Genomic DNA, 23,469 nt, shown 5'->3' with positions numbered 1-23,469 from the left:
GGCGGCGCGGGCGGCGCGGGCGGCGCGGGCGGCGCGGCCGCGACCGACACAGACCCGGCCTCGAACGTCGCCGAGGACCCCGCTGCCGGCGAGGAACCCGTCGAAGCGAGCGGTCCCCACGGCGGCGGCATCGACGACATGACGATGGCTGTGACCTACGACGCGGCCCGGCAGTTCGCCGACCCGCAACTGGTCTTCCGCGAGGCGCGGGCGTGGGCCGACTGGGTCGGTATCGTCGGCGACGTAGAGGCGTTCGTCATCAACAAGTTCCAGCGTGACCACGGCATCGATGCGACTTCTTCAGCGGCGCGGGTCAGGAACCGGCCGAACGCCTCGCCGACATCGGCGAGCACTCGATGTTCTACGCCGAGCGGATGGTCCTCGTCGGCCGTCCGGACGACGAGCCCATCGCCGACCGGACGGGCTGGGAGTTCATCCCGCTCGCCGACGCCGCAGAGAAGGCGGAGTGGGAACTCGCTGACGAGTGACGCCCTATATTTATAATGCTTGCTGGTCATTATCATACACGAACGACAATGACACTCCGAACCGCGGTCCACCAGTCGAAGATACTCACGTTCGTGGTACTGGGGGCCTTCGTCTGGCTCTTATTGACACTGTTCGAAGTACTGTCGACCATCAACTTCGCGACCGGAACAGCGACGTTCGTCGGTCAGAACGCGCTGGGCGGTCTCGCCGGAGTGCTTGTGCTGACTATCGTCCTCGGAGCGCTCGTGGTCCTGTACTCCGAGATAACCGAGTCAGACCCGGCCCCGCAGTCGTGGCCCCCGTCGGAAGAATGACGTACTACAGTTGCGAAGAATGCGGCCAGATGATAGACCTCTCGGCGTTCGAGGGGCAGCCGCGCCGGCAGGACTGTCCGGTATGTGAGGAGACGACGCTGTGGACGCCCGAGTTCGAGGGTGAAGGGGTGTCGTTTTGACACTCGCTTTCGAGGTGAGCGACCGCCTGTACGAGGCCGCTCAGGAGTGGGCCGACCGGCGGTTGGAGGACATCGACGAAGCGATGGAAACGAAAGTCGAGCAGGCGTTGCTGGAGATCGAACACCTCGTCTCACAGTCCCACGACGTGGCGTTCGAGGTCGACGGCCGCGAGGTACGGTACGAACCGACAGAGGAACTGGCCGCGTTGCTCCGTCGGCAGGCCGAGGAGAGCGAAATCGACGAGAGTACCGTGCTGAAGATGCACGTCGACCTCTACGCGAACGCGTTCCTCGACGAAGTCTCGGACGAGCAGAAACCGCCGGGAACGCCGTCTGAGTGACGGCACCAAAACTTAAGCCCGGCCACTACGACAGATGATATACAATGGCACACGAAGAGAGTGAGTGGAAACCGAAGGGTGCGACAGAGACGTTCAACGACTTCGAGGTCTGGGACCACGGCGTCTGGCCGGGCGACGTGAACCAGAACGACACGACGACGGACGACGACGAGGAGTGACCCGCTGCCGGCGTCAGGTTCGTACTGTTTTCGTGGCCCCTCTCTACATGCGAGCGACAGCTACGGGGCCGGGAAGACCCGTTTGTCACGCGGCGGGACGTAGAAGTTCGAGCGTGACGCAACCTCGATGAATTCCAGCAGGCCGTTGTTCTGTCGATCCCGGAGTTCCTCGTGTTCCTCCCGGAGCCACCACCCGTTCATCGCGTCCCGGACTTCCTCGAAGTCACGCGGGCGTTCCTGTAACGAGAGGAAGTGAATCCCGGCCTGGCCGCCGTCAATCGTGTTGAAATCGCGCCGGAGGACAATCGGCTCCCCGTCCTTGCGGGCGCGGGCCACCTTCTCGAAGTGGCCGACCTCCCCCTCTGTGCTCGCGTGCTCGCGGACCATGTCGGCGAAGGGGAGGGTACCTCTATCGATGTCCTCCGGCGAGAACTCCGCCGAGAACAGTCGCTTGACGCGGTCGGACTGGGCGAGTTCCCACCAGTTGTCGAAGGCCTCGTTGATTCGTGAGAGGTGTATCGTCGTCCCGCCGGCGTACGGGCCGTCGTCGATGGTGACGCGGTCCTCGCTGGCCTGCGTCCCGGCCCGGCCGGCGAAAAAGCCCGAGAACATATACGACTCCTCGGGGATGTCGGCGGGGACGCCCTCCGCGTCGGCGTGGGCCGCCGGGAGCCCCTCGCCGATGAAGCCGCCGCGGCGGTCGGCGACGGAGAACACGTCGCCGAGTCGACCCTGAATCTCCGCGTCCGCGAGCGTCGGCCGCGTGTCGAACATCGCCGACTCGGCGGCCGCGAGGTGCGAGGGAACGTCGCTCGCGAGGACGAGCATCGCGTCGAAAGACTGCAGGTCGGGGTTGTCCGTCCGGGAGAGGACTCGCGGGCTGCGTATCGGGGACGAATCGAGCGACCCGTAGGTGTCGAAGTAGCTCGTCCCCCAGCCGAGCATATGCAGGAGCCCCGAACTGATGAACTCGTAGGCGTCTTCCAGTGTTCGCATCGCTAGCTCGACAGTCTCCGCGGCAGAATCCGACGGTGACCCGTCGAGGTCGAGCATGAACAGACGGAAATGACGTGGCAACAGGTCGTTGCCGGCGGCGTCGCTCCGGAGGCGCACGTTCCAGGCGTGTTGCCGTCTCGGGAGTTCGTCGGCTCGGGGGTTCGGGTCGAGGTCACCCGTCGGCGACTCCGCTTGCCTGGCCAGCAGGGACGAACACCCGCTGAGACCGGCTGCTCCGGAGAGTGCGGAGAGTCGAAGCAGCAGCCCTCGGCGCGAGTTCATGGTATGATATCACAAGGGTAGGTCTGCGTGGAGAAAAACGTTGTCTCAAGGGAACAGGTCGCAACGGTTTTTACTTGACATTCCGTACCATACACCATGTTAACTATACTCATACACTCGGAATCGGGACTCACCCTCCCGTTTCCACCCGATATGGGCACGGCGGTCCTCGGTGTCGGACTGGTCGTCCTCGCCGTCGTCACGTACGATATCTATCAGCAGCACTGGACCGGGGAGGGAACCTGATGGCCACCGAACAATCGGACTCCCGGCTGACAGCCGTCTCGCTCCTCGGATATCTTCGAATCCTGGTCTACACTCTCGCTACGCTGCTGGCGCTGTCACTGCTTGTCGTCGGAACGATCGGACTCATCGCCGAGCTCAAGGGGAGCTGGCACTGGGAGATTCACCTCAAATCGACTATCAGCTACATCGGCCTGTTCGTCAGCCGGCTGCTGATCGTTCTCGTCCCGCTGTTCGTGGTCCTCGTCGTCGGTCGGCGGGTGGTGCCCGATGCGTGAGCGACTGCGTGTGAACCCCTTCGGCGTCGTCGCGGCGGCGTCAGTCACGCTCCTCTGCGTGCTGGTCGCGGGCGCGGGAGCCGTCGCAGTCGTCGCACGGTCGGTCAACTCCTGGCGGTCGCTCTTTTTCATGGAACAGACGATGGCGTTCCTGCTGCCCGCGGTGAAGGTCCTGCTGGTCGTCGGCCTCATCGCAAGCACGGGCCTCGTGCTCCGTATCCGGTAGCCGCCCTGCTAGCCGATCTGCGCGACGATCTCGTCCTCGAAGCGGACCAGCCCCTCACAGATGAGCGCCGCCGCGAGGAACAGCCCCTCGTCGGCTTCCTCGCGCATCTCGTCGGCGAAGTCGATGACCCACTCGCTGAGGTGTTGCTCGATGAACACCCGCTCGTAGCCGACGGTCTCCTCGTCGCCCTCGCGCTGGCGCTCGATGAGATACCGCAGGAACGCCAGCTCGACGGCGATGAAGTCGTCCTCTTCGGGGTAGTCCTCGGGCGGTGCCCAGCCTGCCGCACCGTAGCTGGCATCGACTTCGGCGAGCCCCTCACCGATGAACTCCGTGTCCTCGCGGTAGTTCGTCTCGTGGGGCAACACCGGCGGCCGCGGGCCGACGAGCAGGTCCGTGTACTCCCGTTCGAGTTCGTCCTGCACGTCCGAGACCGACCGGTCAGTGTTGTCGTCTATCCACGCCTGCAGCATCTCGAAACCCTCGTCCAGCTGGTCGTTGATGGAGTCCTCCGGCAGTTGAACCTCGCCGCTCAACAGCCGCTCGACGAACGCCTCCTCGGGCACATCCCAGAACACGTCGATGACGAAGTCCACCAGTTCGAGGCGGGCCTCGTAGACGGCCGCGTCGTTCATCGTTTCTCCCCCTGGTCGAACAGCAGGCGACTCCGACAGTCGCTACAGTACTCGAAGACGCTGTGGTCGGCGTCGGGGGCCAGCCCCTCGACCTGGTCGCCGACCTCCGCCTCGATCTTGTCGGCGGAGGCAACACTGGTGAACGGTTTGCCACAGCGAACGCACTCGAGCATGTCGCCCTCGTGGACGGTCACCCAGGCCTCGCCGTCGCGGTTCTCGGGGAGCAAGGAGAGGTCGAGCCCGTCGCGCATCGTGATCGCCGTCTCCGGACACCCTTCCTCACAGAGGCCGCAGTTCACGCAGTCCGCGTGGTTGAACGCCAGTTCACCCTCACCGGTTCGCTGGATGGCGTCGGTCGGACAGAGGTTCGTACAGGTCGGCGTCAGCGTACACGCGTCGTTGACGTCCATAATGCCGAAGTCTTTCAGCCCGCGAATCACCTCGCGTTCGGGCTCGACGTGATCGAGGATGGTTCGAACGCTCTCCAGCGTCCAGCCGTGGCTGTCGAAGTCGGGGTTAGGGCGGGGCTCCTCGCGGTCGGTGTCGCTGCGGCCGGTCGCCTCGTAGTCGCCAGCCGGAATCGGCGTCTCGTCGAGGCCGAACTCGACGAAGCCAGACAGCGATTCGACGAAGGCTTGGGGGTTGCCGGCCTCCGGCGCGAAGAAGCCGACCCGGTCGCCCAGGCCCAGATCGGTCGTCGCCTGATTGAGCCGGTCGACCAGCTCCTGCTTGGGGTCCGGGCCAGAGTGGAGGCAGGAGCCGCCACAGCCGACGATGGCGACGCCGTCCGCGCCGGCCGCCAGCGCGTGCATGACGTGTGCTTCACCGACCGTGTCCGTGCAGTTGACCTGCACCGGGAGAATCGGTGGGTAGTCGAGATCGCCCGATTGGACGGCTTTGCGTCCGTGTGCGCGGAGCCGTTCGGCGGCGTACTCCGAGCAGACGAACGCGATGACCTGCGTGTCGATACCTGCGCTGTCGCCACGCGAGAGTAGTCCCTCGTCCGTGTCGTCTTCCAGCAGCGCCTCGACTTCGCGCGCAAGCCGCCGGTTCGAGGGCTCGCGGAGCTGTGTCGCGCCCGTCGGACAGGAACTCGTACAGGCCCCGCAGTTCTCGCAGGCTGCCTCGTCGAACTCGACTGAATCGATAGTGGGCCGGTCGACCGCGCCGTGGGGACAGGCGTCTACGCAGGCCGTACACCCCTCCTGGCTAGATGCCCCGGCGGCACAGACGTCCATCTCTAGGTCGAGGAACTGCGGCTTCTCGATGCCGCCCAGTTGCGATTCGACGGCGGCGATGGTTCCGGCGTCGACGGGACCCGTATAGAAGCCAAGCCGGCCACCGCGGGCGTTGTCCCGGCCGCCGGGGTAGATGACCTGGTCGACTTCGACGGTGTGGGTGACGCCGTCCAGATCGATAGCGTCGGTCGGGCAGATGTTCGTCCATTCGCCGTCGGGCGCGTCGGGGTGAATATCGACAGGGAACTCGATCACCATTCCGTCCGGCCCCTCTCGAACGCAGTCCATGCAGTCGATGCAGTCGTCGGTGACGCGGGCTTCCAGCGTGAGTTCGTACTCGCCGTAGGAGCCATCGATGTCGACGACGCGGCCGCGCTCCATCGTCACGTCGCCGAGCCCTTCCACGTCCGCGAAGTCCCGCCCGTCCGCAACGAACGTCACGTCGGCGCCGTCGGTCAGCGACCGGGCGGCCCCGGGATCACCGACGACAGCGACGCGGTTCCCGGCGTCTTTCGACACCGTCCGCGACGGTGCTTCCTCGCGCAGGCCGGCCTGTTTCGCGTTGATGAGGCGGGCCGTCTTGTCGGTGGCCGCGGCCCCGTCGTGGACCCAGGCGTTGGTTTCCCGGTGGTCGACGAACACCGACGCCTCGGGGTGAAGGCCGTGTTCGTCGGCGAGCCCGCGGATGCGATCCTGACACGACGGTTCCGGTGTCGTCGCGATGACCTGATCGAGATCGTACTCCTCGATGACCTGTGACATCCCGGCCAGGCCGTCCTGACAGAGCAGTTCGGAACTGGCCACGACGTCGACATCGCTGACACCGTCCCGTACCGCTTCGAGGTCGATATCGCACGATCCCCCACAGGAACACACGAAGGCGCCCGTGTTCATTAATCATGCAAAACCCTGTCCCGGTAATAGACCTTGCGGAGTGTTCACACATCTATTCATGAATACAACCCCAAATATTTGGCTGGGTAGAAAATTTCATGAATTATTATGGCTAACTATGACACATTTTATCATGGATGACATCGAATTTGTGGCACGTCTAGAGAGACAATGACAAACCAGATTTCGTGGCAAACACGGACAGCATCGGTAATGGGTGGGCACCATTCACCATGAGTACACAGCAGGAACCAGTCTCACTGGATCTCGACCGGCGCTCGTTTATGAAGGCGAGCGCCCTGGCGGCCGGGGTCGCCCTCGGCGTCAGCGGCGCTGGTCAGGCACTCCAGGAGGACGGCGAGGAAACGGACGGGACAGACACGGACACCGAACTGACCAAGACGATCTGTAATTACTGCTCAGTTGGCTGTGGCTTCCGTGGTGAGAAGGAGGGCAACTCCTTTGTCGGCATGGAGCCGTGGCATGAACACCCGATAAATGCCGGGTCGCTGTGCTCGAAAGGAGCCGGCATCTACGAGACCGAACACTCCGAGAAGCGCCTCAAACACCCGATGATACAGGAGGACGGGGAGTGGCGCAAGCTCGGCTGGAACGATGCCTACGACCGTCTGGCGACTGACATCCGAGCGCTGTGGCCCGACTCCGACGTCTCACCAGCGGAAGCCGTCGACGTCGACGCGGAGCACAGCCGCGAGAGTGTGATGTTGCTGGGCAGCGCGCATCACTCCAACGAGGAGGCCTACGCCATCCGAAAGCTGGCGGCGTTCATGGGCACGAACAACATCGACCACCAAGCGCGTATCTGTCACTCCACGACGGTGACGGGGCTGGCGAACACCTGGGGCTACGGCGCGATGACAAACACCGTGCAGGACTACCGGAACTTCGACCTGAACATCATCATCGGCCAGAACCCCGCCGAGGCACATCCCATCGCGATGCAGCACATCCTCGAAGGGCAGAAACGCGGCGGGACCATCCTCAATCTGGACCCGCGGTTCACGAAAACGTCGGCCCACGCCGACAAGTTCATGCGGTTCCGGCCGGGCACCGACGTGGCCCTGATGATGGGTATCATCAAGGAGCTCCGCGACAAGCACGGGCTCGCGATGGACCCGGACGCGGACGACAGCGGGCAGAACATGCTCACTGACCGCGTGCAGGGCTGGGAAGACGTCGACGCGGAACTCGATGAGTACGACAAGGAGACCGTCGAGGAGATCACCTGGGTGTCCGCCGAGGACATCGAGCGCATCGCCGACATGATCGACGAGGCCCGGCCACACGTCCAGATCGAGTGGGCGATGGGTGGGACCCAGCACAACAACGGGACTCAGAACATCCGCTCGTATGCGATGGCGAGCCTCGCCTCCGGGAGTGCGGCCCGGAGCGGCGGCGGCCTTCAGGTGATGCGAGGACACGCGAACGTCCAGGGGGCGACCGATCTCGCGGTCGCGAGCCACATCCTTCCGGGCTACTACGGCCTCACAGCCGGCGGCTGGTCCTGGTGGGCCGAAATCTGGGACAAGACGCCGGAAACCAGCGGCTCCACCTCGTTTGCGGACATGTACAACCGGTTCGAGCTGATGCCGCCGGAGAAGTACGTCCGCCAGAGCCCGAACTACGAAGGGAGCGAGGACGCGAACGAACTGCCGCCGAACGGCGACCACGGCCCGGAGAACCCGGCCGAGAACTCGATGATGTTCCAGAACGGGCTGACGGTGGCCCGCTGGTTCGAATCAGCGCTCGACCAGGAGGACCGGTATCAGGAGACGCCGATCTACCAGCCCGACCAGACGAAAATCGCCGTCTTCTGGGGCCACTCCGCGAACTCCATCAGCGAGATGGAGCAGATGAAAGAGGGGATGGAGAACCTCGACCTGCTAGTCGTTGTCGACGTGTTCCCCTCGGTCGCGAGCGTCCTCCCGGACTACGAGGACGGACCGCCGGTGTTGCTGTTGCCGGCGTCCAGCCAGTACGAGCACCACCGGTCGCTTACCAACACGAACCGGTCGGTGCAGTGGTCTGAACCGGTCCGCTCGCCGGCGCACAACTCCAAGCCGGACCTCCAGATCATGCAGGAACTGGCCGGCTATCTGGGCTTCGGCGAGCACTTCGACTGGGGCGCGGGCTCGGAGCTGTACAACGGCAAGTCGAGCTACGAGGGCGTCGTCCGGGAGTTCAACCTCGGGACCAACACCATCGGCTACCGGCAGACCCCCGAGCGGCTCCAGCAACACCTAGAGTACGACTGGGCGTTCTCCAACGAGGACCTCAAGGGGGCCGAAGGGACGCCTGTCGCGGGCGAGTACTGGATGCTTCCCTGGCCCTGCTGGGGCGAAGACCATCCGGGCACGCCGATAATCTGGAACGACGACTTAGACCCCAACAACGGGGGGCAAGACTTCCGGACCCGTTGGGGCGTCTCGGCACCGACCCCGGAGGACTGGGACGCGATGCCGACGGACGACGAGTACCCGATGCAGGAGACGCTCGACGCCGTCGGCGACCGATACGACAGCCAGGCGGAAGCGCTGGACCTGACCCGGGCACCGTACAACCCCGAGTGGGCCGACGACGACGACACGGCTGCAGACGGCATGATTCACGGCATCCCGGAGTATCCGGGCTGGAAGGTGACGCCGCCACAGAGCCTCGTGGACCCCGAACAGGAGGTTCAGCCGGACGAACTCACCATTCCCCAGCAGTACGCACTCGACAACCAAGAGTCGGTGTACACCGCCGCGCAAGCGTTGAACAATCCCGACACGGGGAGCGCGGTCTTCGACGAGTACCTCGAAACGATGATCGGGCAGGGGGTCGACCCCGAGTTCTACGAGGAGTACGATTACAACCAGCCCGACGCGCCGACCGGACGCGGCCGGGCGCGTGCCGTCGTCTGGAGCTTCCTCGACAAGGTGCCGGTCCACCGCGAGCCAATCGAGGGGCCGGACACGGAACTGCTGAACGAGTGGCCGGCAAACGGCCAGCAGCGGAACTTCTACCGGCTCGACCAGAACAACCTCGTCGAACAGGAACAGGCCACGGACATCATCCACAATCAGGACGACGGGCCTGATCTGGACATGATCATGACCAGCGGTCGGCAGGTCGAACACCAGGGCGGTGGTGCGGAGACGCGGAACAACATCCACACCGCCGACCTCCAGCCGCATATGTACGCTGAGATAACGCCGAACAAGGCGGCGGAACTCGGCGTCGACGGCGGCGACCTCGTCGTCATCTCCTCGACGGACCGTGGCTCCGTGCTGGTGAAAGCCCGCGTGACGGACCGGCCGAACGATCAGGAAGTGTTCCTGCCGTATCACTGGGGCGGCGTGTTCAAAGGCGAGAGTCTGGAGGACAAGTACCCCGACGGCCACGTTCCCTACGCAATCGGGGACTCAGCCAACGCTATCACGTCCCGCGGCTACGACGTGGAAACCCAGATGCAGGAGACAAAAGTATCGATGGTCGCGGTCAACCCGGCGACGCCGGAGGTACTGGACCGGTACAACATCGACGTGGACCTCGATCTCACGTTCCCGCAAGACGAGAACGACGTCGGGACACAGAAGGACTTCGACGTCCGCGACAACTCGACGGTGCAATGAGGTGAGCTAGTATGTCAACAGGCAACGAAGTGATGCACGACGGCGTGATGAGTACCGGCGAGGACGCGCGTATCTTCCCGGACGTCGAAGCGTGCATCGACTGTGGCGGCTGTGTCGTCTCCTGTAAACGAACGTGGGACGTTCCGCGTGACGAACAGCGAATCAGTATCGCGACGATGCTCGAAGGCCAGGAGGCCGCATCGGGGCTCAACGCCAGCAGCGGCAAGGCGATGGAACAGGGCGAGTCGCCCGGCGAGACCGCGGTGCCGATGCAGTGTTACCACTGCGAGAACGCGCCGTGTGTCTCGGTGTGTCCGACCGACTCGCTCATTTCGAAGGAGAATGGCTTCGTACGGGTCCGGGACAACCTCTGTATCGGGTGTCAGTACTGCCTCTCGGCGTGCCCCTTCGGCGCGCCGCAGTTCCCGAGCGAGGACGAAGGAGTCGCCAACCTCGTCGGCAGCGGTGGCAACATGGACAAGTGTACCATGTGCGAGGAGCGCCAGGACGTCGGCAAGGGGCCGGCCTGCGCCGAGGAGTGTGCTACCGACGCCATTCTGGTCGGGACGCCCGCCCAGATATCCGACGAACTGGACAACAGGGACAGCGGCACGTTCTTCAACGACGTGGCCATGGACATCATCTTTGGCGAGGACGCCAGTGAGTTCCAATGACTGACAGGGATGACCTTCCGGAGGTGAACGGGTATAGCCGCGTCTCGGTGCTCATCAGCACGGTCGTCGGCCTCGCCGTCGCGGGGCTGGCGCTGTTCTGGGCACAGGGGTTCAGACTCGGCTACGAATCGCTGTACCGGGTCAATCCGAGCGTCGCGGGCGGCGGTATCGGCGCGGACTGGGTGTTCGGGAATACTATCCCCGCGCTTGACTTCCTCATCGCACTCATCCACGCGGCCGACGTCATCCTGGGTGCGTTCATTCTCGTGATGGTGTTCATCCACTGGGCGGCGTTCCAGCGGCTGGCCGACCAGATGCGTGAGCCAGACGAGGACGTCAGCGAGGCCGTCGCGGCCGACGGTGGCTCGCGGGCCCGCAGCGACGGACAGGGAGGTGACGGCGCGTGAGCAATCTCGACCACGGGAAGTTCACGCGGGTGACGACCCTGTTTCACTCGCTTTTGGGGCTGGACGTGTTCCTGCTGTTTTTCACCGGGTACGCCATCATGTTCAACGACGAACTGTGGTGGATGCTGACGCTGATGGGCGGTGCATCCGGTGTGACGGCGATCCACCGTATCACCGGCATCGGGCTGGTCGCACTCGTCGTCTTCTGGATTACGCTCCAGATTATCTCCCCGACCGGCCGGAGCAACTTCTCGAAGATCCTCCCCAGCAAGGGTGACGTCGACGCGTTCATTCAGGACATCCAGTTCGTGCTGGGTCGGGCCGACGAACGGCACCCCAGTGCGCGGCAGTTCGCCGGCTACAAGGCCGACGAGGTCCCGTTGCTGTCCTACATCGGCAAGGGCGTCGTGTTCATCTTCTCCATCGAGCTGACCCTGCTTGCGATTTCGGGGCTACTCATCTGGAGCAAGACCGGACTCGCCGCGATGTTCCAGACCAAGGCGGCCGCGATGGCCTTCGTCACGTTCCACGGCCTGCTGGGCGTCATCATGCTGATGGGGGTCATGTTCCACATCTTCGAGCACGGGATGCATCCCGCCTTCTACCCCGTCGAGACGAAGGCGTTCATTCCCCGAAGCATGGTGCCAGAGCACCACGGTGACGACGATGAGGAGCCGGACACCACGGGGATCGAACGGCTCTCGCTGTCCCCGTCCTGGCGCACTGTCTCGACAGTCTTCGGTGCGATGACCGTCATCGGCATCGTCTCCGTGCTCATCGGGAGCATCTTCGACGAGGGCTATCCGGTACCCCGTGAGCTTGCCATCGGCGGCGGGCCGTCGAGCATCCTGTTGACTATCGGTATTAACCTCGGGATGGTCGTCCTCGGTGTCGGGCTCGTGCTGTCGATGTACGGGAACGTCCTGCGCATCCGCTGGGAACAGCAGCTAGAAGCGGAGCGGGAACCGTCGACCGCGGCCGATGGGGGCGAGCCCCAGACCGACGGCGGCCAGCCTAAATCAGACGACAACGAGAACTGAACCGACTCGGGGCCGTTTTTCCGTGCAACTACGCGATGAGTGCCTGTCCTTCAGGTGATAGCTCGACGTCGACGTCCTGGCGGGTCTGCTCTTGAATCTGGTTCAGGTTTCGAGTCAGGACCTGGAGGATGTCTTTTGGCTCCGGGTAGACGAGCATGTTGCCGTCGCCGTCCTCCATGACCAGTTGTGTGTCGGAGAGCGCGACCTGGTCGCCCTCAATGCTGGCGACGATGACGTCCAGTGCCTCCGCGCCGCCGGGGTCGCCTTCCGTCACCTTCGTAATATAGAGTGCATCGAGGCCAATGAGATCCTTGTACTCGCGGACCTGTTCGGCGCAGGCGACCATATCCTGTGTCACAGCCGTCTTTTCGGCGTTGCCGTGATCCCCCTCGTGGCAGTGTTTACAGATTCGGAGTTCGAGACGCATGCCCCTGTCTATGTGATTGGCTCTCATTACCGTTGGGGAGGGGGCGCTCAACCACTAGTGTTTACTGTACCGCTGTGAAATGGTATCATATGGCATCAGCGCTCAACGCGGTGTATCTGGCACTGGTCGTAGTCGTCGGCGTCGTCGGAACGCTGTTCGTCGCAAGTATCAGGTCCGCCGACGTGCGGTCCCGGTGGCTCGAACTGTCATCGATCGGGATCGTGGTACTGTTCCTGCTGTCCCTGGGCGTCCAGTTCCTCGCGTAACCGTACCCGATTGCCGGGAGACACTGCCGAAGCGATAGCCATCGTTGTGTCTCTGCCAAGCAAGATCCATCGACGGATGGCTCGAACTCTAGCTCAGTACCGGCAAATATAATCCAATCTACCCAAACTTATGAATATATTTTCCTCTATCTATTTTTCAGGCACTGAATTAGCGCTATATATCGGAGACTCGTATATAAATACAGTATTTGGGTGTACTCCCTCGAAAGTCGGTGGGTTTAGCTACTACTTAGAACGTATCCAGTGATAGGAAACCGATAGTCGATATCCCTCGTTTAGAGTAACAGTAGTACATCCATTATTGAGATAGGGGCCGCGTCAGGGGCGTGGTACTATCTAGTACCACACGGTGTAAGATAGCGTTGGAACGTCGTTCACTCATGATGAATGATATGTATGATAGCTATTTATCAAACAAAACCAAGAACCGGTATCTATGAGATGAAAGCCGGAACTCGTGTCTACTCGTTCGCGTCGCGGGACCGAAACACATGCTCGAAACGCCTTCCAGACATACTTCCAGTACCCTCCTGACTAGTCTGTGCTGTTCTGCAATCACTGGGCGAGGACGGTGCTATTGTCGAAATACGCTGTCTAATTACCGCTGTCACAATACTGTACTACCGTTCACCGTTTCTGAACACTGCTGTTACGAATAGGTAACGTTCAGCTCGATGACGTTGGCGACTTCCAGTACCTTCTGTGGGAGTTCCTCGCGGAACCGATCGCCACGGAACCGATTTGTCGGTCCCGAAACGCTAATCGCACCGATGATTTCGTTATCGTGGTTGAGCACTGGGGCAGCGACACAGCGGAGCCCTTCGAGACGCTCTTCGTCGTCGAAAGCGACGCCGCGGTCCCGGACGTCCGCTAGCTCTTGCTCCAGTTCCGCTCTACTACTGATCGACTTGCTGGCCTCCCCGCCGAGTCCGTGGCGGTCGACGATTGCATCAACCCGTTCGGTCGACATATGTGCGAGGATCGCTTTTCCCAGCGCTGTCGTATGAAGCGGAACGCGTGTTCCGACGTGGGCCTTGACCTGGACAGCTTTGTCTCCCCGAGCACGGTACAGGTACGACCCGCGGCCGTGTTCTTCGACGAGAATATTCGCGAGTTCGCCGGTTTCTGCGGCCAACCGATCGACCTCTGGCTTCGCGATCCCGAACAGTTTCTCCCGGTGGCGGGCGTAGGCCCCCAGCTCCAGAAACCGGAGCCCTACCTCGTACACACCGTCCCTGTTGACAACGTACTCCTCCTGTTCCAGCGTGCTCAGATAGTTGTGAACCGTGCTCTTCGGGACGTCGAGGTGCTGGGCCAGTTCGGTGACACCGGCCCCGTCGAGGTCCTTCAGTGCGTCAAGCACCTCGAACGTCGTCTCGGCGGATTTGACTGGGTTTTGAGCGGTCTTTGCCATACCCGGTCATGGTACGCCCTCGTATTAAACAGTTGTTCAAACATCTGGGACAGAGCGGTGGCTCCGATGGCACACCAGTTTCTGTCACGACATATCGGTGGCATATCACCGCACACAGCACGTACGTTCCGGCCGATTGTCGTAAGTAGAGATACCCATAGAGCGTGTAGTCAACCGAAGGGTGACAAAACTCTGTCGGGACAAATCCTCACAGCAGACCGACACACAGGCACGCAATCGGAACCAGTCGAGGGCCGAGTGGGGTATCACGCTGTGAAACCCCATGCGAAGGGGTTCCCAGAGAGACCGCGGCCCCGTTCCCGGTTCACTAGCCGCTTAGACGACCGTGACGGGATTTTTCAGCGTTCCGATGGACTCGATGTCGATGGTGACTTCGTCCCCTTCCTGCAGCGTAAAGTCGTCGTCGGGAACGAGCGAGGTCCCGGTAAGTAGCACCGATAGTTCGGGGACCGCGTTGTGTGCGGTGTAGTACGAGACGAGTTCCTCGCAGGTGCGTTTCATCTCGCTGGTGTTGGTCTCCCCGTGGTAGACACGCTCACCGTCGCGGTGGATCGACATCGAGAGCGCCAGCGAGTGCGGGTCTTCGATGTCCGTGACGACGGCCGGGCCGACCGAACAACAACGGTCGTACACCTTGGCCTGAGGGAGGTACAGCGGGTTCTCCCCCTCGATAGACCGACTGCTCATGTCGTTGCCGATGGTGTAGCCGACGATTTCTCCCTCGTAGAGAACAATCGCAAGCTCGGGCTCGGGCACGTCCCAGTCCGAGTCGGCCCGGATACCGACTGCTTCGTTGGGGCCGACAGTCCGATTGGGCGTCGACTTGAAGAAGATCTCCGGTCGCTCCGCGTCGTGCACGTACAGATACATCTCCGGCGTGTCGCTTTCTTCTGTCCGCGCTTCTTCGCTGATCTGGTACGTAACGCCGGCGGCCCAGACTTCGTCGGCAGTGACGGGGTCGGTAGCATCGGCTTCGAGTCGCTGCTCGGACACCGCTTCAGCGGTATCGAGATGGCGGGCACTGAGTTCATCCGGTGCAGTCTCCGCAATCGAGGCCGACTTGAGGAGGTCACGGAACGTGCGGAGTTGCGGTTTGACGCTGGTCAAATCGTACACACCGTCCCCAGTTTCGACCGCTAACCGCTGTGAGTTCCCGTCGCGTAGCTGGTAGTACCTCATACAGAGTAGCAAACTGCAACAATACATCAATCTTGCGCTGCCAACGGCGTACTTCCTGCCTGTCGCAAGGGGACACAGACACTAGTTGTGGAGAGCATCAGCTATCCGGCGGTAGACACACAGTCGGTACAAACGGCACTTTCCACAGAGACACACAAGGGAAACTCGCTTCCGTCGGTCAGTAATCCATTTCGCTTCAGGCGAACCGCCGTTCAGTAATACGGAACATCATGGATGACAGACGTACATACGTTATTCTGGTGTCCCAGTGAGTCTGTCGTGAGAGATGGACTTCTATCGAGCCACAGATCACGTCCGAAGTTGGACTTGAGTTCCCTAAGTACCACGTAAACTTCTAACCGTACTCATTTTTCTTACCAAATAGCACATATATGGATAGATCTTATTAATATCTAGCACCGTATTACTTAATATAGAGCTATCTGTGCAAGCTCTCACTTAGGTGGCCGAAATATGCGGACAGTATCCCGCTTCCCATCCATCGAATCTACTTCAGTAAGTCCACAGTCTGTGAACACCGCGTTCCAGTCCCGATAGTACAGCGGGACGTTGTCGTCGACGTAGTTTACCTCACCCGGGTCGCCGCCCTCGTTCTCGACGGTGATCAGCAGGTCATCGACGATACGCGCCAACTCCCCGAACGCCCAGTCCACGTCCGGGTGGAGGTGCTGTAGCGTCTCGACGGAGAAGACGACGTCGTACGCGTCGTCCGCGACATCCGTGACGAACTCCTCGATAGCCATCGCGTGGAACGAGCCGGTGGCCGCAAGGTCGGGATACGTCTCGGCGAGGACATCTAACGCGTCGGCGTTGATGTCGACCCCGGTCAGATCCGAGTAGCCAGCGTCAGACAGTGCAGCGAGATGTCGCCCGGAGCTACACCCGACCTCCAGAATAGCCGCGTCCTGCTCGACGTGCTCCGCAAGTATCGACTGCACTAGCTCACTCGTCTCGTCCGCTCCATAGTAGGCATAATACGCGGGGGAGTATTCGCCGGACCGGTCGGCCCACTCCTCGCGGATGTCGGTAGAGTCCACGGTCAAGTCGGGAGGGGAAGACGGAAAGTTCTGCCGGCTCGGTCGCAGCGGCGGTGGTTCGACCGAAAGACGCAACAGCCACCCAGCCGACCGGTATGCCATGGTCTGGACAGTGATGCCGGACTTCGAGGGGTACGACGAGGCCCGCGATCAGTTCAGCTGGGACCTCCCGGCGTCGTACAATCCGGCGGTCGATTTTCTGCAAAAACACGACGACCCCGACAGGGTGGCGCTCGAACAGGCATACCCCGACGGGCGGCGCGAGCAGTACACGTTCCGCGAACTGGACGAGCTATCGGACAGGCTCGCCGCGGGGCTGGCCGGGCTCGGTGTCGAGGCCGGCGACCGGGTCGGCGTCGTCGTACCACAGAAGCCACAGAACCCGATCACACACTTGGCGAACTGGAAGCTCGGAGCCGTCTCGGTTCCGCTGACGGTCCTGTTCGGGACGGACGCACTCCGGTATCGGCTGGACGACGCCGGCGCGACCGCCGCTGTTATCGACCCGGCCGTGCGCGGCGATATCGATGCAGTCCGGGACGACTGTCCGGCGCTGGAACACGTCGTCGAGATCGAAACCGACGCACCGGCGGGCGATGTCCACGCCTTCGAGGACGTGCTCGCCACGCCGGAACACACCGATATCGAACCCTACGAGTCCACACCGGACACCGATACGGCGATACTGTACACGAGCGGGTCGACGGGGCCGCCGAAAGGCGTCCGGCACTCACACGCGCTCTGGCTCGGGCGAGCCGCGGCCGCGTACAACTTCTTCGATCACGGGCTGGGACCGGACGCGACGGTCTGGACGCCCGCGGATTGGGCCTGGGGCGCGGCGCTCGGGGGGACGCTCTTCGCGACGTGGCACCACGGCGGGACTATCGTCGGCTACCCCGCTTCGGGGTTCGATGCCGAGGAGGCGTTCAGCCTGCTTTCTGAGTTCGGCGTTACCCGGTCGTTCATGCCGGCCACCGCCCTCCGAATGCTGATGGACGTCGAGAACCCGACGGCGGCGTACGACCTGGCCATCAAGACGTTCGCCGTCGGCGGTGAGTCGCTGACGCCCGAAATCGTCGACTGGGTGGCTGAGACGTTCGACTCCGTCACCATCAACGAGTTCTACGGCCAGACGGAGCTGAACCTCGTCGTCGCCAACAACTCGAACTGGTTCGACACTCAGCCCGGCAGCATGGGTAAGTCGTTACCGGGGTATGACCTGACAATTCTGGATCCCGAAGCCGCCGACAGCGGCGTTGCCGACCCCCTCCCAAGCGGCGAACTCGGCGAGATAGCGGTGCGACCCCACGACCGTTCGGTGTTCTTCGACGAGTACTGGAACATGCCAGACAAAACCGCAGCCAAGGAGGTCGAGGGCTGGTTCGTCACCGGCGACCTGGCTCGACGGGACGACGACGGCTACGTCTGGTTCAAATCGCGCAAGGACGACGTCATCATCACCAGCGGCTACCGCGTCGGACCGATGGAAGTCGAGAGTGCAATCCTTGAGCACCCCGACGTGGTCCAGGCGGGCGTCATCGGTGTGCCCGACGACACGCGTGGAGAGATCATCAAGGCCTACGTTGAGACAGCCGAGGACGCACCGGCCCGCGAACGGCTTCGGTCGGAAATCCAGTCCGCCGTCAGAGCGCACCTCGCCGAGTATGAGTACCCTCGCGAGATCGAGTTCGCCGATGCGTTGCCCCAGACGACCAGCGGGAAGATCCGGCGGAAGGAATTGCAGGAGTGGGACGCCGACGACAGCGCTGCCGGCGGGCCACCGTAGTCCCCAGTGTAACTCTCGGTAGTCATAGAGCGTCCGAAATCAGTTGTGTATCGCGGATACTGTCGGCAGCGAGAGGTACGTTGGATCTCGATATGCAAATTTCTGGTTCGAAAAGACGATAATCGATAGAAGATTGTAATTATAGTCCTATCAGCTGTTTTGATATTCATATCCTAGATATGCAGAGCTAAATCTGAAGGTCAGATCTAAGACACCCCTTCATTGGTGTCCCTCTGTAGTGTGTTGGTCAACCATGAGCCGGGAGCGTGGTCCAGCGGATGGTGGACCTCAGTCGTCAACCTCCGTTGACCGGCACCCGAGCGACGTACAGATTGCGTCGATAGCTTTCGGAAAACGACTACAATACGGCTGCTCGGGGAAATTAAACGCAGGTATGAATGGAACGGACAGCCAGGATGGCCCGGCGTTCGGACGCGGGTAATCCCGTTTGCCTCCTCCACCCCGCGACCCCACGAGCGACGGGTGTTCGATGGTCCGCTGCTCACTTCCGTGCCTGGCGGAGTGCCATCGTTTAACCACATGGGCGCACCCCTGCAGGTGCGACCACGCGGACCGCCGTCCCCGTGGGACGAGGCTTCCACGTTAGCTTACGGGGTCCACGTCCGTCAGACCGGACGCCCCCGGTGTTCGGTCCCCGCTCAAGACCACAGTGCGGGCGAGGAGGGGGGCCTAGCCCCCCGACCTAGTCCACCTGAAACTCCGCCGCCGCCCCATAAGGGCCTTTCGGATGCGCCCACAGACCGCTGGACGACGCGCCGGTGGGCAGACCGGCCTACAGCAGGTCCAGCGCCCGGGCAAACCATGTCCCACCGAGCGGGATGAGCACACCTGCGAGGACGACACCCCAGCGGTGGTACTCCATCAGTGTCGACTCAGTCAGTCCCAGCACGAGGCTCTCGGGAACGGTGACTGCCCAGAGGGCGCTGAGGGCGACGATGAACACGCCCATGCCGATGCTGGCCCCCGCCGCAACGCTCGGGTCCGACCGACCCTCGCGGCCGGCCGCCAGCACAATGATGCAGACGAGCGCGAATACGCCCGGTAGCAGCGGGGATAGCGCCCCTGAACTGTAGTACGCCCCCACGGCACTGGTCGTCTCGACGAGGCCATACGGGACCGCGAGTGCAAGGAGATATAGAACGCAACCGACGATGCCGACAGCCGGAGCGAGCCGTAAGTCGTCCATACCGTTGCTCGGTCCGGCGGCGTCATAACAGCGACGTTCGAGCGAAACGAGGAAATGTCGCCTCTCCGTAGCCGTGACCATGGGACTGGGTTCCACCGCGAAAAAGATACAGAAGGTCGCCGACATCGCCGAGGACCTCTACAAGAAGGTCAACGAGCTGAAGACGCAGCTGGAGGACCTGCGCAGCACCGTCGACGAGACGAACACCCGCGTCGACGGGATGGAGCGGGAACTGGCCGAACAGCGCGCACTCCTCGAGGCACTCGCCGAAGAACGGGGCGTTGACACGGAGGCTGTCGTGGCCGAGGTCGCTGCTGACACCGACTCCGACACGGCTGACGCGGTCTCGGAGTAATCCCATGACTGCGGTCCCATGGCGCGGCGGAACCGGTTGGTTTAAACCATAACGTCATCATACCATTGTACGTAGGGCGCTTAGCTCAGCTTGGACAGAGTGCTTGGCTTCGGACCAAACCGTCGGGGGTTCAAATCCCTCAGCGCCCGTGATTTCTGTGCGAACGACAGTGAGCGGTGAGGAGCGTCGGCTGCGGGATTTGAACCACGCGAGACGAGCGAGAGCGAGTCTCGCAGTCGGGTGAAAATCCCGCAGCGCCCATCGCAGATCTTCTCCACCCAAACCGTCCGACAGCGGCGGCTTAGTTCTGCCAGTGAACGGAATGGACTTACTGTCCCGAGGTGACGGAGGCCGCGACCGAAGCACGAGTATGGCGATACCGACACGGTAGCCAGATACCCCGGCATTTACAGCCAAAATACGCTACTGTGCGGTTCAGTCGTCGGCCGGCTCCACGACGCCGTCGAGTCCGGTCATCTCCAGCCCGCCACCGATGGTCCGGTTCGGGTACGGCATATTGATGTCCTCGGCATCGAAGCGTTGCTTGACTGCCTTGACGTATTCGGCGCGCGTCTTGACGAAGTCGGACCGACTCGGGTTCTTGATCCAGATACGGGACTGCAGTCCGACGGAGGAGTCACCGAGTTCAACGAGGCGAACCGATGGCTCGGGGTCGTCCATAATCTCCGGGTGTGCCCTAGCCTCGTCGAGAATGATTTCAGTCGCCTCGTCGATGTCGTCGTCGTAGTCGATACCGAACACGAACTTCAGTCGGAGTTGCTCCTTGGCGACGGGGTTCTTGATGACGCCGTCGGTCAGATTCGAGTTCGGCACGGTCAGCAGCTCGTTGTCGAAGGTCCGGACGCGGGTAACACGGAGACTAATGTCCTCGACGACGCCGGAGTTGCCGTCCCACTCGATCCAGTCGCCGATCCGGAACGGCTTGTCGGTGTAGATGAACACGCCGGCGACGAAGTTCTGGATGACGTCCTGCATCGCGAAGCCGATGGCAAGCGTCGCCGCGGCGGCGATGGTTGCCAGCGACTGCAGGAAGTTCCCGTACTCGGCCATCCCGAAGGCGACGGAGATGGCGACGAACACGACACCGATGCTGACGACCTTCTTCAGCGGCCGCCGTGCGTGGGTATCGAGGTCCCGTGACTTGAGCGAGCGGTCGACGATGGGGAGCACTATCGCCTTCCCCAATGCGTAGACGAGGACGAAGGCGACGACGAAGACCACTGCCGAGGCGATGGACCCGGCCGCCGGTACGCCGAAGCCATTGAGTAGGTCGGTGAGCGGTTGGACCTGCATCATTTCTCGAACACCGCGGTGTGGCCCCGCACTTGAATCACCTCAGCGTTGACCATCTCGGCCAGGTCGTCAGCGAGTTCCTCGGCCGTCGTGCCGCCCCGGGACGACCGGAGGAACTTGACCTTCACGAGGTCCGTGTTTTCCAGTTGGTCGTCGAGTTCGTCCGCTACGGATTCGATGCCGTGTTTGCCGACGCGGAGCGTCGCGTCGAGGTCGTGTATCCGCGACTGTCGAGAAGAGTCACTCATGTACACCGTTTAGCGAAGACAGCCCCTTAAAACCAGCAGTCGTAAAGAATCCTCAGTCGTACGGATAGCGGGACTGTGACCCACAGTCACACGTAATGACGACGTGGCCGGACTGGGTCCGGGATCGGGCGTTGTGTCCGTGCAGCAGGTACGTGTCGCAGGCGTCACACGTCGACCGCTCGAACGACCGCGGCAGGCGCAGCCGGTGGCGTTCGGCGACCCGGCGAGCCCGGCGGACGTACGACCGGGCGCGCTCCTCGTTGCCGGCCTGGACGGCCTCGCGAGCGAGCGACTGGAGGCGCTCGATCCGCTCGCGGGCGATGGTCGCCTCGTCCGTCATTGGCGGTACTGGGTCGGCGGCGGGAAAATGCCTTCCGAACGAGCTAGCAATGGTCGCCGTACGATTTGGTAGCTTTGTGAACAGCCGGAAAGCCCCGAGACGCTGGGCTACTGCGACTCTCACGGCTCGCTTCGCTCGCCGTTCGAGTGGTCGCGGCGCGGAGCGCCGCGCACTCGCTGCGCGCTTCTTCGCTCCCTACCGTCGCTCATGCAGTGCTTGCTTCGTCTCGAACGCCCAGCGTCTCGCCCCTTTCAGTCCCACCTGTGACTGTTCGACCAGCCGACACGGGTGGGACTGAAAGGGGCCGCGCTATCGACGAACCCCGGTGAAGCAAGCACTGGACTGAGTGAACGGAGTGAGCGAGGGAAGCGCACAGCGAGCCGCGGGAGTCGATAGCGCGGGGGCTTTCTGGCTGTTCTGAACGTTTGTTTGGTAAGTAAACGCTTCTAATCACACCCTCCACAAGTGAAGTCGATAGGATTTTCGGCCCCGACAGAGTTGCCCGAGACGTGCGCGTCCTGAACTATCTCGAACTGGCCGACCGCCTCGACCGGTCGGGCATCGGCACCGCCGTGGACCACCAGCGGGCGGCGCTGTCCGAGACCGACATCGAGGTGGAGACGACGCCCTGGCAGGAGGGCCATCCGGCGTGGGCACTGGGTGGCAATATCGCCTTCAACGACCCGGTGTTCCGCGAGTTCGACATCGCCCACTGCAACATGATCGGACCCGGCTCCGTCGCCGTGGCACAGCACGCGGCGCAGGCGGACATTCCGCTCGTCCTGCACGCTCACGTCACCCGCGAGGACTTCCGGGACAGTTTCCGCGGGTCGAACCTGGTCGCGCCGGCGCTGGGTCGCTATTTGAAGTGGTTCTACTCCCAGGCTGACCTCGTGCTCTGCCCCTCCGAATACACGAAGAACATACTCGAATCCTATCCCGTCGACGCGCCCATACAGCCGATGTCGAACGGCGTCGACATCGACGCGCTGGCGGGCTATGAGGACCTGCGCGAGGACTACCGGCGGCGCTACGACCTCGACGGGATGGTCGTCTTCGCCGTCGGCAACGTCTTCGAGCGCAAGGGGCTGACGACGTTCTGTGAACTCGCCCAAGAGACGAAGCACGACTTCGCGTGGTTCGGCCCCTACGACGCCGGGCCACAGGCCTCCAGGACCGTCTCGCGGTGGGTGAACGACCCGCCCGAGAACGTGACCTTCACCGGATGGATCGAGGACATCCGCGGGGCGTTCGGGGCCGGCGACGTGTACCTGTTCCCGACGAAGGCCGAGAACCAGGGCATCGCCGTGCTGGAGGCGATGGCCTGCGGGAAGGCGGTCGTCCTCTCGGACATCCCGGTGTTCCGGGAGTACTACGAGGACGGCCACGACTGCCTCATCTGCGAAGACGAGGCGGAGTTCCGCGAGGCGCTAGAGCGTCTCGCCGAGAACCCCGACCTGCGGGAGCAACTGGGCGAGAACGCCAAAGAGACGGCCAGAGAGCACAGCCTGGAGCGGGTCGGCCGGCGGCTGGTCGAGACGTACGAAGAACTGGCCTGAGCGGATCGAGGCAGATGGCTCGAGCGGTCGAAGCGATTGTTATGCCGATAGCGGTTCGCTGTTGACAGACACCGACGGCGAGCGCCGCCAGACGACCGCGACCAGCACCGCGCCGACCAGCACCAGCGCGCCAGCGACGGCGAACGCGAGCAGGAAGTCGTAGCCGCCGAGCCAGCCGCCCAGTAGCGACCCGACGCCGCTCGCCAGCCCGGAGACGGCGGTGTAGATGCCGAGCGCCTCGCCGCGGATGGCCGACGGCGCGA

Annotated in this window: 27 protein-coding genes, 1 tRNA gene, 1 other RNA gene and 1 pseudogene; 17 read left to right on the top strand and 13 right to left on the bottom strand. The window is 62.7% G+C overall.

Features of this window, described 5'->3' with window-relative positions; all coding sequences use genetic code 11:
• The 5 genes and pseudogenes from GJ630_RS16635 to GJ630_RS20375 all read left to right on the top strand — a co-directional run.
• Positions 1–488 (top strand): annotated as a pseudogene (locus tag GJ630_RS16635) (hypothetical protein); the annotation flags it as partial.
• A 48-nt stretch (positions 489–536) separates the two neighbouring features.
• Positions 537–803 (top strand): hypothetical protein, encoded by a 267-nt coding sequence (locus GJ630_RS16630; protein WP_014040690.1) that lies wholly within the window; start codon positions 537–539, stop codon positions 801–803.
• Positions 800–943 (top strand): hypothetical protein, encoded by a 144-nt coding sequence (locus GJ630_RS19685; RefSeq protein WP_004516231.1) that lies wholly within the window; start codon positions 800–802, stop codon positions 941–943. The genes GJ630_RS16630 and GJ630_RS19685 overlap by 4 nt, the downstream gene beginning before the upstream one ends.
• A complete protein-coding gene (locus GJ630_RS16625; protein ID WP_191450409.1) occupies positions 940–1,284 on the top strand; it encodes a hypothetical protein in 345 nt (114 codons plus the stop codon). Before GJ630_RS19685 ends, GJ630_RS16625 begins: the two co-directional genes overlap by 4 nt.
• Before the next feature lie 44 nt (positions 1,285–1,328).
• Positions 1,329–1,463 carry a hypothetical protein gene (locus GJ630_RS20375; RefSeq protein ID WP_008313251.1) on the top strand — a complete coding sequence of 45 codons (135 nt, stop codon included), beginning with the start codon at positions 1,329–1,331 and terminating at the stop codon, positions 1,461–1,463.
• A 60-nt stretch (positions 1,464–1,523) separates the two neighbouring features.
• Here GJ630_RS20375 and GJ630_RS16620 read toward each other — a convergent pair whose 3' ends face one another.
• Entirely contained in the window at positions 1,524–2,741 is a 1,218-nt protein-coding gene (locus GJ630_RS16620; protein ID WP_191450407.1) for a hypothetical protein, read from the bottom strand.
• A 96-nt stretch (positions 2,742–2,837) separates the two neighbouring features.
• Here GJ630_RS16620 and GJ630_RS19680 point away from each other — a divergent pair, with 96 nt between their 5' ends.
• From GJ630_RS19680 to GJ630_RS16610, 3 genes are read left to right on the top strand one after another with little or no spacing between them, the layout of a single operon-like run.
• The gene (locus tag GJ630_RS19680) at positions 2,838–2,987 is read left to right on the top strand and encodes a hypothetical protein (protein WP_014040693.1); all 150 of its coding nucleotides are present in this window, start codon (positions 2,838–2,840) and stop codon (positions 2,985–2,987) included.
• Positions 2,987–3,262 carry a hypothetical protein gene (locus tag GJ630_RS16615; protein WP_014040694.1) on the top strand — a complete coding sequence of 92 codons (276 nt, stop codon included), beginning with the start codon at positions 2,987–2,989 and terminating at the stop codon, positions 3,260–3,262. The genes GJ630_RS19680 and GJ630_RS16615 overlap by 1 nt, the downstream gene beginning before the upstream one ends.
• Positions 3,255–3,488, top strand: a complete 234-nt coding sequence (locus GJ630_RS16610) for a hypothetical protein (RefSeq protein WP_050036718.1) — start codon at positions 3,255–3,257, stop codon at positions 3,486–3,488. The genes GJ630_RS16615 and GJ630_RS16610 overlap by 8 nt, the downstream gene beginning before the upstream one ends.
• Before the next feature lie 8 nt (positions 3,489–3,496).
• Here GJ630_RS16610 and GJ630_RS16605 read toward each other — a convergent pair whose 3' ends face one another.
• Both GJ630_RS16605 and GJ630_RS16600 read right to left on the bottom strand, forming a co-directional pair.
• Entirely contained in the window at positions 3,497–4,123 is a 627-nt protein-coding gene (locus GJ630_RS16605) for a molecular chaperone (RefSeq protein WP_014040696.1), read from the bottom strand.
• The gene (locus tag GJ630_RS16600) at positions 4,120–6,255 is read right to left on the bottom strand and encodes a 4Fe-4S dicluster domain-containing protein (protein WP_191450405.1); all 2,136 of its coding nucleotides are present in this window, start codon (positions 6,253–6,255) and stop codon (positions 4,120–4,122) included. The genes GJ630_RS16605 and GJ630_RS16600 overlap by 4 nt, the downstream gene beginning before the upstream one ends.
• A 233-nt stretch (positions 6,256–6,488) precedes the next feature.
• Between GJ630_RS16600 and GJ630_RS16595 the strand changes: the two genes are divergently transcribed.
• Genes GJ630_RS16595 through GJ630_RS16580 form a run of 4 tightly spaced genes read left to right on the top strand, consistent with a single transcriptional unit; the run spans position 6,489 to position 12,011 of the window.
• Positions 6,489–9,890 (top strand): molybdopterin-dependent oxidoreductase, encoded by a 3,402-nt coding sequence (locus tag GJ630_RS16595; protein ID WP_191450403.1) that lies wholly within the window; start codon positions 6,489–6,491, stop codon positions 9,888–9,890.
• 11 nt (positions 9,891–9,901) lie between these two features.
• On the top strand, positions 9,902–10,564 hold the full coding sequence (locus GJ630_RS16590) for a 4Fe-4S dicluster domain-containing protein (RefSeq protein WP_129755294.1): 663 nt from the start codon (positions 9,902–9,904) through the stop codon (positions 10,562–10,564).
• Positions 10,561–10,971, top strand: coding sequence for a hypothetical protein (locus tag GJ630_RS16585; RefSeq protein ID WP_050007239.1), 411 nt, complete (start codon positions 10,561–10,563; stop codon positions 10,969–10,971). The genes GJ630_RS16590 and GJ630_RS16585 overlap by 4 nt, the downstream gene beginning before the upstream one ends.
• Entirely contained in the window at positions 10,968–12,011 is a 1,044-nt protein-coding gene (locus GJ630_RS16580; RefSeq protein WP_014040701.1) for a cytochrome b/b6 domain-containing protein, read from the top strand. Before GJ630_RS16585 ends, GJ630_RS16580 begins: the two co-directional genes overlap by 4 nt.
• 28 nt (positions 12,012–12,039) lie before the next feature.
• Here the strand turns inward: GJ630_RS16580 and GJ630_RS16575 are convergent, their stop codons facing one another.
• Entirely contained in the window at positions 12,040–12,438 is a 399-nt protein-coding gene (locus tag GJ630_RS16575; protein WP_008313240.1) for a hypothetical protein, read from the bottom strand.
• A gap of 89 nt (positions 12,439–12,527) precedes the next feature.
• On the opposite strand from GJ630_RS16575, the gene GJ630_RS19675 reads away from it, so the two are divergent.
• On the top strand, positions 12,528–12,704 hold the full coding sequence (locus GJ630_RS19675) for a hypothetical protein (protein ID WP_008313239.1): 177 nt from the start codon (positions 12,528–12,530) through the stop codon (positions 12,702–12,704).
• Positions 12,705–13,374: 670 nt separating this feature from the next.
• Here the strand turns inward: GJ630_RS19675 and GJ630_RS16570 are convergent.
• The 3 genes from GJ630_RS16570 to GJ630_RS16560 all read right to left on the bottom strand — a co-directional run bounded on the left by GJ630_RS16570 (position 13,375) and on the right by GJ630_RS16560 (position 16,397).
• Positions 13,375–14,139: an IclR family transcriptional regulator gene (locus tag GJ630_RS16570; RefSeq protein ID WP_014040702.1), complete on the bottom strand. Its 765-nt coding sequence runs from the start codon at positions 14,137–14,139 to the stop codon at positions 13,375–13,377.
• 336 nt (positions 14,140–14,475) lie between these two features.
• Positions 14,476–15,339, bottom strand: coding sequence for a fumarylacetoacetate hydrolase family protein (locus GJ630_RS16565; protein ID WP_050007238.1), 864 nt, complete (start codon positions 15,337–15,339; stop codon positions 14,476–14,478).
• Positions 15,340–15,794: 455 nt separating this feature from the next.
• Complete coding sequence (locus tag GJ630_RS16560) at positions 15,795–16,397, bottom strand: bifunctional 2-polyprenyl-6-hydroxyphenol methylase/3-demethylubiquinol 3-O-methyltransferase UbiG (RefSeq protein ID WP_014040704.1); 603 nt, start codon at positions 16,395–16,397, stop codon at positions 15,795–15,797.
• A gap of 100 nt (positions 16,398–16,497) precedes the next feature.
• Between GJ630_RS16560 and GJ630_RS16555 the strand changes: the two genes are divergently transcribed.
• Positions 16,498–18,183: an acyl-CoA synthetase gene (locus tag GJ630_RS16555; RefSeq protein ID WP_191450399.1), complete on the top strand. Its 1,686-nt coding sequence runs from the start codon at positions 16,498–16,500 to the stop codon at positions 18,181–18,183.
• 401 nt (positions 18,184–18,584) lie between these two features.
• Here the strand turns inward: GJ630_RS16555 and ffs are convergent.
• Together ffs and GJ630_RS16545 are read right to left on the bottom strand one after the other, a co-directional pair.
• Positions 18,585–18,897, bottom strand: an RNA gene (gene ffs / locus GJ630_RS16550) — signal recognition particle sRNA.
• 79 nt (positions 18,898–18,976) lie between these two features.
• Positions 18,977–19,390 (bottom strand): hypothetical protein, encoded by a 414-nt coding sequence (locus GJ630_RS16545; protein ID WP_064287574.1) that lies wholly within the window; start codon positions 19,388–19,390, stop codon positions 18,977–18,979.
• A gap of 79 nt (positions 19,391–19,469) precedes the next feature.
• Between GJ630_RS16545 and GJ630_RS16540 the strand changes: the two genes are divergently transcribed.
• Together GJ630_RS16540 and GJ630_RS16535 are read left to right on the top strand one after the other, a co-directional pair.
• A complete protein-coding gene (locus tag GJ630_RS16540) occupies positions 19,470–19,745 on the top strand; it encodes a DUF5798 family protein (RefSeq protein ID WP_151103526.1) in 276 nt (91 codons plus the stop codon).
• Between the two features lie 74 nt (positions 19,746–19,819).
• Positions 19,820–19,894 (top strand) — tRNA-Arg (locus tag GJ630_RS16535).
• A 286-nt stretch (positions 19,895–20,180) separates the two neighbouring features.
• Here GJ630_RS16535 and GJ630_RS16530 read toward each other — a convergent pair.
• From GJ630_RS16530 to GJ630_RS16520, 3 genes are read right to left on the bottom strand one after another with little or no spacing between them, the layout of a single operon-like run.
• Positions 20,181–21,059 (bottom strand): mechanosensitive ion channel family protein, encoded by an 879-nt coding sequence (locus GJ630_RS16530; protein WP_044951907.1) that lies wholly within the window; start codon positions 21,057–21,059, stop codon positions 20,181–20,183.
• Positions 21,059–21,307: a YhbY family RNA-binding protein gene (locus GJ630_RS16525; protein ID WP_008313216.1), complete on the bottom strand. Its 249-nt coding sequence runs from the start codon at positions 21,305–21,307 to the stop codon at positions 21,059–21,061. Before GJ630_RS16525 ends, GJ630_RS16530 begins: the two co-directional genes overlap by 1 nt.
• Before the next feature lie 52 nt (positions 21,308–21,359).
• A complete protein-coding gene (locus tag GJ630_RS16520) occupies positions 21,360–21,647 on the bottom strand; it encodes a ribonuclease P protein component 4 (RefSeq protein WP_005538431.1) in 288 nt (95 codons plus the stop codon).
• Positions 21,648–22,156: 509 nt separating this feature from the next.
• Here GJ630_RS16520 and GJ630_RS16515 point away from each other — a divergent pair.
• Positions 22,157–23,206, top strand: coding sequence for a glycosyltransferase family 4 protein (locus GJ630_RS16515; RefSeq protein ID WP_371727781.1), 1,050 nt, complete (start codon positions 22,157–22,159; stop codon positions 23,204–23,206).
• 39 nt (positions 23,207–23,245) lie between these two features.
• Here the strand turns inward: GJ630_RS16515 and GJ630_RS16510 are convergent.
• A partial coding sequence (locus GJ630_RS16510) for an MFS transporter (protein WP_371727779.1) occupies positions 23,246–23,469 on the bottom strand: 224 nt, incomplete at its 5' end.

Origin of the sequence: Haloarcula sp. CBA1122, assembly GCF_009741785.1 — an archaeon.
GTDB lineage: Archaea > Halobacteriota > Halobacteria > Halobacteriales > Haloarculaceae > Haloarcula > Haloarcula hispanica.
This window is presented reverse-complemented; position numbering and strand designations above follow the sequence as displayed.